13 protein-coding genes are annotated in these 13,202 nt (G+C 49.8%); 2 read left to right on the top strand and 11 right to left on the bottom strand.

What is annotated here, in order from left to right:
* Positions 1–2 precede the first annotated feature (2 nt).
* Entirely contained in the window at positions 3–1,433 is a 1,431-nt protein-coding gene (rsmF, locus tag L9G74_RS10750) for a 16S rRNA (cytosine(1407)-C(5))-methyltransferase RsmF (protein WP_238896322.1), read from the top strand.
* Positions 1,434–1,752: 319 nt separating this feature from the next.
* On the opposite strand, the gene L9G74_RS10745 is transcribed toward rsmF, so the two are convergent.
* The 9 genes from L9G74_RS10745 to apbC are packed head-to-tail and all read right to left on the bottom strand — an operon-like array spanning position 1,753 to position 8,645.
* Positions 1,753–2,535 (bottom strand): TatD family hydrolase, encoded by a 783-nt coding sequence (locus L9G74_RS10745; protein WP_238896321.1) that lies wholly within the window; start codon positions 2,533–2,535, stop codon positions 1,753–1,755.
* 43 nt (positions 2,536–2,578) lie between these two features.
* Positions 2,579–2,905, bottom strand: coding sequence for a PilZ domain-containing protein (locus L9G74_RS10740; protein ID WP_238896320.1), 327 nt, complete (start codon positions 2,903–2,905; stop codon positions 2,579–2,581).
* 9 nt (positions 2,906–2,914) lie between these two features.
* On the bottom strand, positions 2,915–3,817 hold the full coding sequence (holB, locus tag L9G74_RS10735) for a DNA polymerase III subunit delta' (RefSeq protein WP_238896319.1): 903 nt from the start codon (positions 3,815–3,817) through the stop codon (positions 2,915–2,917).
* Positions 3,814–4,452 (bottom strand): dTMP kinase, encoded by a 639-nt coding sequence (gene tmk, locus L9G74_RS10730; RefSeq protein ID WP_238896318.1) that lies wholly within the window; start codon positions 4,450–4,452, stop codon positions 3,814–3,816. Before tmk ends, holB begins: the two co-directional genes overlap by 4 nt.
* Entirely contained in the window at positions 4,452–5,459 is a 1,008-nt protein-coding gene (gene mltG, locus L9G74_RS10725) for an endolytic transglycosylase MltG (RefSeq protein WP_438944558.1), read from the bottom strand. The genes tmk and mltG overlap by 1 nt, the downstream gene beginning before the upstream one ends.
* Positions 5,459–6,286 (bottom strand): aminodeoxychorismate lyase, encoded by an 828-nt coding sequence (pabC, locus tag L9G74_RS10720; protein WP_238896316.1) that lies wholly within the window; start codon positions 6,284–6,286, stop codon positions 5,459–5,461. Before pabC ends, mltG begins: the two co-directional genes overlap by 1 nt.
* Positions 6,287–6,290: 4 nt before the next feature.
* Entirely contained in the window at positions 6,291–6,872 is a 582-nt protein-coding gene (gene dcd / locus L9G74_RS10715; protein ID WP_238896315.1) for a dCTP deaminase, read from the bottom strand.
* Between the two features lie 12 nt (positions 6,873–6,884).
* Positions 6,885–7,523, bottom strand: a complete 639-nt coding sequence (gene udk / locus L9G74_RS10710; RefSeq protein WP_238896314.1) for a uridine kinase — start codon at positions 7,521–7,523, stop codon at positions 6,885–6,887.
* Positions 7,524–7,526: 3 nt separating this feature from the next.
* Positions 7,527–8,645 (bottom strand): iron-sulfur cluster carrier protein ApbC, encoded by a 1,119-nt coding sequence (apbC, locus tag L9G74_RS10705; protein ID WP_238896313.1) that lies wholly within the window; start codon positions 8,643–8,645, stop codon positions 7,527–7,529.
* A gap of 158 nt (positions 8,646–8,803) precedes the next feature.
* On the opposite strand from apbC, the gene metG reads away from it, so the two are divergent.
* Positions 8,804–10,834 (top strand): methionine--tRNA ligase, encoded by a 2,031-nt coding sequence (metG, locus tag L9G74_RS10700; RefSeq protein WP_238896312.1) that lies wholly within the window; start codon positions 8,804–8,806, stop codon positions 10,832–10,834.
* Positions 10,835–10,935: 101 nt separating this feature from the next.
* On the opposite strand, the gene L9G74_RS10695 is transcribed toward metG, so the two are convergent.
* Together L9G74_RS10695 and purF are read right to left on the bottom strand one after the other, a co-directional pair.
* Positions 10,936–11,436: a DUF6622 family protein gene (locus L9G74_RS10695; protein ID WP_238896311.1), complete on the bottom strand. Its 501-nt coding sequence runs from the start codon at positions 11,434–11,436 to the stop codon at positions 10,936–10,938.
* A gap of 245 nt (positions 11,437–11,681) precedes the next feature.
* Positions 11,682–13,196, bottom strand: a complete 1,515-nt coding sequence (gene purF, locus L9G74_RS10690; protein ID WP_238896310.1) for an amidophosphoribosyltransferase — start codon at positions 13,194–13,196, stop codon at positions 11,682–11,684.
* Positions 13,197–13,202 lie beyond the last annotated feature (6 nt).

Raw genomic sequence — 13,202 nt, 5'->3', positions numbered from 1 at the left:
TTATGGTTCAATTAAATCAAGATTTTATCAATAGCATCGCCCAAGATTTGCCTGATGGGCTGTCGATGGATGACTTTATCGCCTATTGTGACAAGCCACTGCGTCCGTCGCTGCGAGTTAACACACTAAAAATCACCTCGGCGGCACTCGCTGAACAGCTTATTGCCAAAGGTTGGCAACTCAGCGCGATTCCTTGGTGCGCTGATGGTTTTTGGTTTACCGCCCCCGATAACGTACAACCCGGTAATACTGTAGAACATCTGCAAGGTTTATTTTACATCCAAGAAGCAAGTTCAATGATGCCGCCAACGGCATTGTTTGCTGCACTAGACCAAGCCGATTACGTGTTGGACATGGCATCTGCACCGGGTTCAAAGACCACGCAAATCGCGGCGTTGATGCACAACCAAGGTGTGTTGGTTGCCAATGAATATTCTTCAAGCCGTACCAAAATTCTCCATGCCAATATTGCCCGAATGGGCGTAAGCAACACCGCCATGACGCATTTTGATGCGCGGGTATTTGGTGAGTATCTGTACGAAACGTTTGATGCCATTTTGCTGGACGCGCCTTGCAGTGGCGAAGGCACCATTCGTAAAGATCCGCTCGCCCTGAAAGACTGGCGCCAAAGCGATATTGATGAGATTGCCGCAACGCAACGAGATTTGATCATCTCCGCGTTTCAAGCACTCAAGCCCGGAGGCACCTTAGTGTATTCCACTTGTACGTTGAATAAATTAGAAAACCATCAGGTGTGTCACTTCCTCAAGCAAACTTACCCACATGCGGTGGAGTTTGTCTCGCTAGAACACTTGTTTGATGGCGCAGATAAAGCCTGCAGTGATGAAGGCTTTTTGCACATTTGGCCGCAAATTTACGATAGCGAAGGCTTCTTTGTCGCCAAGCTACGCAAAACCGCTTCAGTTGAACGGCTAAAACCCGCCCCCAAAGCACAGCGCAAGTTTCCATTTGCCCAAGTCAACGCTAAAACCTTTGCCGAACTGCAACGCTATGTGGCAGAGAGGCTCAACGCAGAGCTCAACATTGACGATGTATGGCAACGCGATGATGAACTATGGTTGTTCCCGCACGGCATCGCCCCGTTGTTGCCGTTGATTCGGTTTCAGCGCATCGGCTTAAAGCTGGCAGAGCTGAGTAAGCACGGCATAAAGTTACAACAAGAGGCGTTGTCAGCGCTGGGCGCAGCGGCGGATGCTATCGAGTTGGATGAAGCGCAAGCAATTGAGTTTTTGATGGGGCGCGATATTGCGTTAACCAGCAGTGCGCCAGCGCAAGGTGAATGTTTAGTGAGTTATCAGCAGGTGCCATTGGGCATGGTGAAGCACTTAGGTCACCGCTTAAAGAACCAATTGCCACGCCATCAAGTGCGTGACAAGCTATCAAGCAGCTTAGGGACTGTTGGTAATGAATAACTAGGCACATTACCTGCCTTGCTTAAATCACGCTCTGACAGCTGCAAAAAACAATCAGCAAAGATAAACAGCCCCTACGATAACCCGCTTAATTTTAGAGACTTAGCATAAAATATAACCTCTGGTTATATTTTATGCTTTTATCATCTAGACATTTTCGCTCGTTATGATTCGAAATGTTAAATATCGACTACTCTTTAATCAGAGATAGCAATCCTGTCACATCTCAACTTAAGCGCACGGCTCTTTATGAGCCATTCCCCTAGGCCCAGAACATTGGAAATAGTTTTGGGCCTTTTTTTATGCAAAATTTGCCGAATTAACGCAGTTTTGCCGCGCCTTTAAAACAATTAAAGAAGTTAGCGGTGGTGTAACTGGCCAGTTCTTCCAATGACTCACCACGCAGATCTGCAATAAACTGCGCCACATCCTTAACAAATGCCGGTTGGTTTTCTTTACCGCGATGCGGTATTGGCGCCAAGAACGGCGAATCGGTTTCCACCAATAGCCGCTCTTTAGGGAGCTGTTTGACCACCTCACGCAACGCGTCAGCGTTACGGAACGTGACAATCCCCGAAATCGAAATGTAAAAGCCCATCTCAATGGCCGCTTGTGCCATTTCCAAGCTTTCGGTAAAACAGTGCAATACCCCGCCACACTTCTCGGCATGACCAGCTTTCAAAATATCTAAAGTGTCTTGGCGTGCATCGCGGGTATGAATGATCAGCGGCTTGTTGATGTCCACCGCAACTTCAACTTGGGTTTCAAAACACTGTTGCTGTTCACGCTTGTTGTCTGGACTGTAAAAATAATCCAAGCCAGTCTCGCCAATGGCGACCACCCGTTCGTTGGCGGCAAAGCGACGCAAATCATCGGCCGACACACCATTTTCGACATCGAGCGGGTGCACACCCGCCGACAAAAATACGTTGTTGTATGGCTGCATCCGTTGCTGCATCGCTTCGAATTCTTGCAGGCGTACGTTAACGCAGAGGAAATGAGAAATACCGAGCGCTGCGGCATCGGTTAACACAGCATTTAATGAGGCTTCATCTGGCGCCGCTTTCAAACGGTCAAGATGGCAATGGGAATCAACTAACACAACAACTTCCGGGAATCACTTGAGGGCGCACAGGATAACTGTGCTACATGGTGCAGGTCAAATCGCCGCTGGCAAGTTCGCGGGACAGCAGGTTCTCAATGCGTTGTTTATGCTCTGGCGCATCGCTAAGAATTTTAACGCCAATACCGGCTGGGCGACCGCCAGAGGCCCCGAGAGGATTAATCCACACCACCACACCATGAAACTCGTTGACCTGCGTCGCGCCGGGCAAGCGATAGCCAATTTTCAGCTCTTGCCCGAGAAAATGTGGTTCCGTCGTAGCCACAAATAACCCTGCCGGCGCGATGAACGGCATATAGGCACGATACAACTGGTGCAAAGTGTCAAAGTTAGCGATCAAATCAACCATAAGATAGTGTTAGTTTTTCAGTCTGTTATAGTCTAGGACATAACTCTGGATTAATGCCAAATAATTGACAGTTGGCATCCGTCGCAGTTGCTGGCTATCACGCATGATCCGCTCGGCTAACGCCGCAATCGCACTCATTACAAATGCATCCTTATTGCCGGCGCGCATCTGTTGCAGCAGTACGCGATAACTTAAGGATAGCGCATCAAAAATACTATCTTCTTTAATATCTGCCAGTTGTGGATCAACGTGACCAGATATAAAACTCTGTTCGATGGCATCTTTCAGCTTGGCCAGCTCAGCAAAACGGTCGCTTTGTAGCGCATCCCTTAATGCCAGAGCACCGCCTAATACTGGCAAAGCCCATGCCAAAACATCATCGGTTAAGGTTTGAGGTGCCAACCACTGCTGCACTTGAGCAGCTGTTGGCGTTGGTGCTGCCACTCGTTGGCAGCGGCTGGTAATGGTGGGCAACAAACTGCTGCTGATATCGGTTTGCAAGATCAGCAAGGTGTTACGCCCAGGTTCTTCGAGGGTTTTCAGCAAGGCGTTGGCCGCAGCGGTATTCATCCGTTCACTTTGCTCTATCACCGCGACGCGATAACCGCCCTGCTGGGCGGTCGCGGTTAACGATTGGCACAGTTCGCGGACTTGCTCGACTTTGATTTGATTGCCGTCAGCTTTAAGCCAATGCACATCGGGATGGTTACCCGCCTGCAACAACTTACAACTGCGGCACATGCCGCACGCACTGTGCTGTTCACACAGTGTCAGCGCCACAAACTGCTCGGCCAGCAATAAACCGCCATCACCCACAGTTAACGGCAACAATAGCGCGTGAGCTAACCGCCCTGCCTGCTGTTGTTGGCGAAACTGTTGTAATGCTGGCTGCAGCCAAGGTAATTGACTCATGCGGTTAACCTACGTTGTAACGCACTGAGAATATCGCGATGTACCGCATCCATTGGTTGTGATGCATCAATCACCTCGATAGTGTCATCGGCGTTGGCTAACGTTAGATAGGTGTTGCGGGCGCGCTCAAAAAAGTCGATAGCTTGCTGCTCGATACGATCTAACGCGCCGCGATTTGCTGCCCGCGCCAAGCCCACTTTAGGTGGAATATCCAAATATAACGTCAAATCAGGTTTAAATCCTTTGAGCGTGGCTGCACTAATTGCTTGCACCAACGGCAACATACCGCGGCCACCGCCTTGATACGCCAGTGACGACAAGTTGTGGCGATCGCCCAGCACCCAACGGCCGTTGGCCAAAGCTGGTTTAATCACATTGGCGACCAGCTGAGCGCGGGCTGCGTACATCAACAAACATTCGGCTTCATCGCACAGTGGGTCATCGTGATTGACCTCTTTCACTAAGGTGCGGATTTTTTCGGCCAACGGCGTACCGCCTGGCTCGCGAGTGCATACAGGCTCAGCCTGATTCAGTTCAGTCAAAAACTGTTTAACTAAGGCAATAGCGCTAGATTTACCGGCGCCTTCTAAGCCTTCAATCACAATAAATTTTCCGGCGGGTGTCGAATGATCCATTAACGATTTCTCTGATATTTATCGACCGCTTTATTATGTTCGGCCAGCGTGTTGGAAAAGATGTGCGAGCCGTCATTACGCGACACAAAATAAAGATATGCCACATCGGCAGGATGCGCCGCTGCTAGCAAAGATTCAAGCCCAGGCGCAGCGATGGGCGTTGGTGGTAAGCCGTTGATACGATATGTGTTGTACGGCGTGGCTTCACGCAAATCTTTACGGCGAATATTGCCGTCGTAGCGCGCGCCCATGCCGTAAATCACCGTAGGATCGGTTTGCAGGCGCATACCTTTGCGTAAGCGATTGATAAACACTGCCGCAATCAATGGCCGTTCAGACTCCTGCCCGGTTTCTTTTTCAATAATCGATGCCAACGTTAACAATTCATACGGCGTTTCCAGCGGCAAATTGCTGTCTCGCTGCTGCCAAGCCTTATCGAGTGCTTGCTGCATTTTGAGATAACTTTGGGTCAATATCGACTCAATACCACTTGAAGCGCGGTACTGATAAGTATCTGGGAAAAACTTACCTTCGGGATGATTGCTGCTATCGCCATGTGCCGCCAGCACACGGTTGAAGGCTTCTTGGTCAACACTCAGATGTGGCAAGGTTTGCAAATACAGCAGCCATTCCTGCACCGTTTTGCCTTCAATCAAGGTCAAGAAAAAGCGCTTTTCATCACCACGAATGATGCGCTCAAGCAAGCTGTTTACTGTGTCGCTGCTGTCAATTTGATAGAGACCACTTTGGATAGCGGTAAGTTCAGGATGCAGCTTACCTAGCAGTTTCCAGCGCCAGTCATAGGTGATTAACTGCTTGTCGGCTAATGCCTTACCGAGGGAACGAAACGAGGTGCCATGTTCAAGCGTAAGTTCCTGCGGTTCAGTAACCGCTAGTGATTGTTGGGCTAACGCTTGGGTTTGATGAAACGCCCACATTCCTGCAACAGCGGCAATGACCGCGACACTGAACAACGCGGCTAAGAGTCGTAACATCCATTTAGTCATTAATGAGGTACCAGTAGTTGCTGCAAGCGCGCTGTACCTTGCCAACGCGCAAAAGATGAATTATCGACTCGGCAAACGTCTACCATACCCAGCAAACTATTACACAGCAACAGATGTTTGGCTTGTCGTAGTTCGCTGATGCCGAATTCACGAATATGAAGATGAATGCCTTCGGCCAGTAACGCCTGCAACAGTTGTTGCCGCATTACGCCAGCCACCCCCGCATAAGCGTGGCTAGGCACCAAGGCGTGTAACTGTTGTTGCTGTTCAACCAACAACACCAAGTTTGCCATCGAAGATTCAACCACCTGCTGCTCAGTATCTAACACTAGCCAGTCGTCATACCCCGCAGGTAATGCATGCTGTTTTATCAATACTTGCTCGAGACGATTGCAGTGTTTAAAGCCTGCCAATAACGGCTGGCGCGCTAACTTGACCGATGACGTTGCCAAGCTGATGCCGTCGGTTTGCCACTGGCGATAATGGGCTGGCAGTGGACTGATAGATATCACTTCGGTGATTTGCGGCGTTGCCGGCGCGGCATAACCGCGACCACCAACACCACGAGATAGTTGTAACTTGAGGCAATGCAGTGGATGTTTGGCTGCGAGGTCATGGATCTGCGCTAACAGGCTGGCGCTGGGTTGCCAATGGAATCCAAGTCGAGCGGAGCCATCTTGCAATCGCTGCCAATAACTCTCAGCAAAACGCAGCTGACCACGGCTATCCACCGCCATGGTGGCGAACACACCGTCACCATAGGTAAATGCCCGATCGCGCGGATCGAGCATGCTTTCCTTGTCGCCGTTAATCCAGACGTCCGCCACGCGCTTAGTCCTGACTGATCCGGCTCGCTACCGCGTCTTGCTGATCTTTATATTTGGCGTTTTTGCGGGTGTTATATGGCTTAGCCACTGGGCCAGACAAACGCTCAAAGTTCAGCGCGCCAATGGTCATCATTGGGCGCAGTGCCAACGGCAATTTACCGCTGTTGTAGAATTCCAGCACGATGCGACCTTGCCAACCCGGATCGATACGATGCGCTGTGACGTGCACCATCAACCCCAAACGCGCCAAGGATGAACGACCATCCAACCAGCCGACGATGTCTGCTGGCAGATGCACGCTTTCAAAGGTCACAGCTAACGCCAACTCGCCCGGATGCAGGAAGAACGCATCACCGTCAGCAATATCAATTTGGTCGCTCATCACCCGATCCAGCGCTTCTTGCACTTCGGCTTTGGGGCCACTCAAATCGATATAGGGCGCGGTATGGTCTTTAAATACACGAAACGCATGCCCTAAACGCACGTCGACACTGACGCCGCTGATGGCGTCGTTTTCTGGCCGAGGCTCAATGCCGATGGTACCGTCGTCCAGCGCGGCGATAATTTCGTTATCTGTCAAACGCATATGGCACTCTCCTTACTTCACCAACAGGTGCTGAATTCGCGCTTTAAGAATATCGGTCGCGATACGGTTTTTACCGCCACGAGGCACGATGATGTCCGCGTATTGCTTAGACGGTTCAATAAACTGCAGATACATTGGTCGCACAGTACTTTGGTACTGCGCCAACACTGAGTCCATGGTTCTGCCGCGTTCTTCTACGTCACGTTTCAAACGGCGCAGCAAACAGATATCCAGCGGTGTGTCCATGAACACACTGGCATCTAACAAACCGCGTAGACGCTGGTCAGTCAGCAGCAAAATGCCTTCGAGGATGATCACTTTCTTCGGCGTCATCAGCATGAACTCGCCTGTGCGGGTATGCTGGGTGTAGCTGTAGCATGGGATCTCGACTGGCTTGCCCTCTTTCAAGGTCGCCAAGTGCGTGCCCAGTAGCTCATGATCTAACGCTTTAGGGTGGTCATAGTTGGTCAGCACCCGCTGTTCCATCGCCAAGTGGCTTTGGTCACGGTAGTAACTGTCTTCACTGATCACCCCAATTTGGTCTGTACCCAAATCACGGCACAACTCTTCATAAATAGTGCGGGCAATTAAACTTTTGCCGGAAGCCGAGGCGCCGGCAATACCAATCACTACACAATCAGGCGTACTCATGGGTTACTCATCATCCGAAATTGCAATAGAAACGACAGGACTTACTTGTTGCAGCGCTAAACCAGCAGCAACTTTACGGGCTAAATCGCGATAGATACCCGCGACTTCACCTTCCGGCTCCGCCACAACTGATGGGGTACCGTTATCCATGTTTTCACGGATCTGAATATTCAGTGGCAACGCGCCCAGCAACGGCACGCCGTAACGGTCGGCAATACGTTGACCACCGTGGCTACCAAATGGGTGATCTTTATGACCACATTCGGGGCAAAGGTAGAAACTCATGTTCTCCACCACGCCTAATACTGGGATGTTCACTTTCTGGAACATGGTCACGCCTTTTTGCGCGTCCGCCAAAGCCACATCTTGTGGTGTGGTCACAATAACCGCGCCGCTCACTGGCACTTTTTGTGACAGTGTCAGTTGGATATCACCTGTGCCTGGTGGCAAGTCGACCACTAAATAGTCAAGGTCTTGCCACAGCGTTTCATTGACTAGCTGCACTAAGGTGCCCGCTGCCATTGGGCCACGCCATACAGCGGCTTGGTCTTCACCCAAAATAAAACCGATACTTTGTGCGCTAATGCCATGCGCATTGGCACAAGTCATGTGTTTACCGTCTGGTGACAGTGGGCGGAAACCTTCCACGCCGAGCATCATCGGAATGGATGGGCCGTAGATATCCGCGTCCAGAATACCGACGGTTGCGCCTTCAGCGGCTAACGCCAGCGCCAAGTTGACTGAGGTCGTTGATTTACCGACGCCACCTTTGCCTGAAGCAACGGCAATCACTTGTTTAACGTTAGGAATTGGCGGGATATTGCCGAGGGCAGAATAACTTTTGATTTGCAGATCGATTTCAGCTTCTACTTCTTCAATCTCGCTACAGGCCGCTACCAAAGCATTGGTGATTGCCATGACTGTGTCGCGGTACTGCGACTGGCACGGATAGGGATAAACTAACCCCAGTTGCAAGCGTTGGCCTTCCAAAGCCAGCTTATTAACCATTCCTGCATCAACCAAACCTTGTTTCAGGTAAGGATCTTGATAAGCGTTTAAAACTGCTAACACTTTTGCCAGCAGTGCATCGTCGAGACGAAAATCCTGAGTTTCAGAAGACAAAACACAATCCCCGCAAATAAATTTGGGCAAGTGTACCAGATATTAGCAGCGAATTTGGAATACATTTAACGCACTTATCGCACCGATTGGTGAAAATAAGCGATGGATCGGTTAGTATCTGTGCCACTATTTGGGCCTTTAGTTAGATCGTATAAAAGATGTCAGATTCTCAACGTAAAATTCTTGTGACCAGCGCCCTACCTTATGCCAATGGACCAATCCATTTGGGGCACATGCTGGAGTATATTCAAACCGATATTTGGCAGCGTTTTCAAAAGTTACGCGGCAACGAATGTCATTACATTTGCGCAGATGATGCCCACGGCACACCTATCATGCTTAAGGCCCAGCAGATGGGGATCTCTCCTGAGGAGATGATTGCTCAGGTGAACACTGAGCACCAAGCCGACTTTGCTGGCTTCAACATCGGTTTTGATAATTACCACAGCACGCATAGCGAAGAAAACCGCGAATTAGCGCAAGGTATCTACCTCAAACTACGCGAAAACGGTTACATCAAAACCAAAACCATTTCGCAACTGTTTGACCCAGAAAAACAGATGTTCCTGCCAGACCGCTTCGTTAAAGGCACCTGCCCTAAATGTAAGTCAGAAGATCAATACGGCGACAACTGTGACGCTTGTGGCGCAACTTACAGCCCGACTGAACTGATTAATCCACGTTCAGCAGTCAGTGGTGCGACGCCAGTATTGAAAGAATCAGAGCACTACTTCTTCGACCTGCCAGCGTTTGAAGGCATGTTGAAAGAGTGGACACACTCAGGTTCACTGCAACCTGAAATTGCCAACAAACTGAATGAATGGTTTGAGCAAGGCTTGCAGATGTGGGACATCAGCCGTGATGCGCCATATTTTGGTTTCGAAATTCCGGGCGCTGAAGGCAAATATTTCTACGTTTGGTTGGATGCCCCAATCGGCTACATGGGTTCATTCCAAAACCTGTGCAACAAACGGGGTGATTTGAACTTTGACGAGTTCTGGAACGCCGATTCAAACGCTGAGGTGTATCACTTCATCGGTAAAGATATTGTGTACTTCCACAGCTTGTTCTGGCCTGCAATGTTGAAAGGTGCTGGCTATCGCCAACCAACCAACGTCTATGCTCACGGCTACGTGACCGTGAACGGCGCCAAGATGTCAAAATCAAAAGGCACCTTCATTAAAGCGCGTACCTATCTGGATCACTTAGACCCAGAATATCTGCGTTACTACTATGCAGCTAAACTGTCTGGCCGTATCGATGACCTCGACCTGAACTTGGAAGACTTCACCCAACGTGTGAACTCTGACTTGGTCGGTAAACTGGTCAACTTGGCGAGCCGTACCGCAGGTTTTATCACTAAACGCTTTGACGGCAAATTAGCGGTAGTTAGCGACAACAGCTTGGCGGAATCATTCCTTGCCAAACAAGAGCAGATTGCAGCCTTCTACGAAGCGCGCGAATTTGGCAAAGCGATTCGTGAAATCATGGCGCTAGCGGATATTGCCAACGCCTATGTGGCGGATGAAGCGCCTTGGCAGTTGGTCAAAGCGGATGAAACGCTGGAACGCGCGCACCAAGTTTGTTCTGTGGCCTTGAACCTGTTCCGCATTCTGGTGACTTACCTCAAGCCAGTGTTGCCACGTCTGTCTAGCGACGTTGAAGCGTTTATGGCTCTTGAGCTGACATGGTCAGGCTTAAATAACTCAATTGACGGCCATGCCATCAACGCGTTCAAACCTATGATGCAACGTGTTGAGTTAGACAAAGTAAGCGCCATGGTTGAAGCCTCAAAAGAAAACCTGCAAGCCACAGCTGAACCAGCACAAGCTACAGGCCCACTGGCAGATGACCCAATCAGCGACACCATCGAATATGATGATTTTGCAAAAGTTGACCTGCGTATCGCGCTGATCAAAAAAGCGGAAGCCGTACCAGAAGCCAACAAACTGCTGAAACTGCAATTGGATATCGGCGGCGAAACGCGCCAAGTGTTTGCAGGTATTAAATCGGCTTACAATCCAGAAGACCTGGAAGGCAAACTGACGGTGATGGTCGCCAACCTCGCACCACGTAAAATGCGTTTCGGCATGTCTGAAGGCATGGTGCTGGCTGCTGGCCCAGGCGGCAAAGACCTGTGGATTTTGGAACCACACGAAGGCGCCCAACCGGGTATGCGCGTAAAGTAATTCGCTTGACGTTGAACATTAAAAAGGCCGCGAAAGCGGCCTTTTTGTTACTCGCAGCACAACAAATTAAGGTTAATGACATACACGCTAAGCCGTGGCACTCAGCTAGCGCGGACTTGATGCTTAGTTTTTAACACGCTGATCGCCCTTACGACGAATGCGCCACTTAACACACCATAGAGCATCGCGAAAACTAACACCGTCAGCGTATTCTGAAACATCGTCGGGTTAATGCTAGCTATCACCCCTACCGCATATCGTGTCAAAAAAATAGCTAGGATAAACAGCATCGGCCACCAACTGCCGTCCACCACAAAAGTGTTATCCGCTGCCCGATATTGCGCCGACACAGGCGGGAATAATTTGAGGCCTATCAACGTGCACAATACAACGCCGACGAACCAGAGCAGCAATACGTTGGGCGCTTGTCCAAAGCTGGACCGAACGCCAAAATAGGAATAAAGCAACATCGCGAGAGGCAACATCAGTAACATTGATTGCTTTACCGTTCGAGTTCGGCTTTGCTTCCAGCCAAGTAAACACAAACCGATGAACAGTAAATAAACCCAAGTAGGTGTGTGGGTTAAGATATTCCAAGCCATAAACGTCCATGTGAACATTATGTAAATAATGTGACTACAAATGCCATATGAGTTTTAGCCAGTCAAGCTAAATGAAACCATGTTGCTTACTTGTCGCAATCCACAATCACCTTCCGATACGGTATTTAGTCCCATGGTAATGCCACAAAACAATCACCGGAGCCCGAGGCGGTGGTTTGATATGATAAAAAAAGCAGCGCCTCGGCGCTGCTTTTCAATCTTCAATTCAATGAAACGGAATCGGCCTACGGATGCCCTTCGTTGTGCATCTCTAGGTTGGTACCGATGTCGCGGTTGCGGTTAGCTTTGGCGTCATCGTTACGTAGTTGCGTCAGGTGATCCAGATAAGCTTGGTCAACATCTTTAGTGATGTAATGACCGTCAAACACTGAGGTTTCAAAGCGTTTGATATCTGGATTTTCCATGCGCACCGCGTCAACCAAATCGTCGAGGTTTTGGAAGATGATGCCATCAGCACCAATCAACTTAGCAATCTCATCTGAGTCACGGCCATAGGCAATCAGCTCATTCGAGGTTGGCATGTCGATACCATAAACGTTCGGGAAACGAATTTCTGGTGCAGCAGAGGCAAAGTACACTTTCTTGGCTCCAGCTTCGCGCGCCATTTCGATAATCTGCTCAGAAGTGGTACCGCGCACGATAGAGTCATCCACCAACAGCACGTTTTTATCTTTAAACTCGGCGTTGATGGCGTTCAGTTTCCGACGTACAGATTTACGACGTTGCTGCTGCCCCGGCATGATAAAGGTACGGCCGATATAGCGGTTTTTCACAAAACCTTGGCGATATGGCAGATCCATGGTGCGGGCGATTTCCAACGCTACGTCTACAGACGTTTCAGGAATTGGGATGACCACGTCGATGTCATGGTCGTACCATTCTTTTTTGATCTTTTCACCGAGTTTGGTGCCCATGTTCACGCGGCTAGCGTAAACCGACACTTTGTCGATGGTTGAATCTGGACGGGCAAAATACACAAACTCAAAAATACATGGGCTGTATACCGGTGATTGCGCACATTGACGGGTGTAAAGTTCACCGTCTAAGGTGACGTAAATGGCTTCACCCGGTGCAACATCACGCATCACTTCAAAGCCAACAGCATCTAGCGCTACGCTTTCAGAGGCCACCATGTACTCAGTACCGTTGGCCGTTTCGTGTTTACCGAGGATCAGTGGGCGAATGCCGAAGGGATCGCGGAACGCCAGCAGGCCGTTACCTACAATCATCGCTACCACAGCGTAAGCACCACGAGCTTGATCGTGTACGCGCGCTACGGCGTCAAACACTTCATCAGGTGATAATTTTGCGCTGTCAGTTTTATCGATTTCGTCTGCCAGCAGGTTCAGCAACACTTCTGAGTCAGAAGTGGTGTTGACGTGGCGACGTTTCTGCAACAAGCCTTCAGCCAGTTGCACGGTATTAGTCAGGTTACCGTTGTGTGCCAACGATATCCCGAACGGAGAATTCACATAGAAAGGCTGTGCTTCAGAGGCACTTGAACTACCAGCCGTTGGATAACGGCAGTGGCCGATACCGGCATTGCCTTGCAGGCGCTGCATGTGTTTAGGTTCAAACACATCTTTGACTAGGCCGTTAGCTTTACGCAAACGAAATGCGCGCTCGTCTACGGTCACAATACCCGCCGCATCCTGACCACGATGCTGTAACACAGTTAATGCATCATAAATGGTTTGATTAACCGATGAGCGGCCAACTATTCCGACGATACCACACATGGGTAA

It is taken from the genome of Shewanella electrica, from assembly GCF_022321485.1.
Lineage (GTDB): Bacteria > Pseudomonadota > Gammaproteobacteria > Enterobacterales > Shewanellaceae > Shewanella > Shewanella electrica.
The sequence above is the reverse complement of the archived record's forward strand: the minus strand, read 5'-3'. Positions and strand labels throughout refer to the sequence as shown.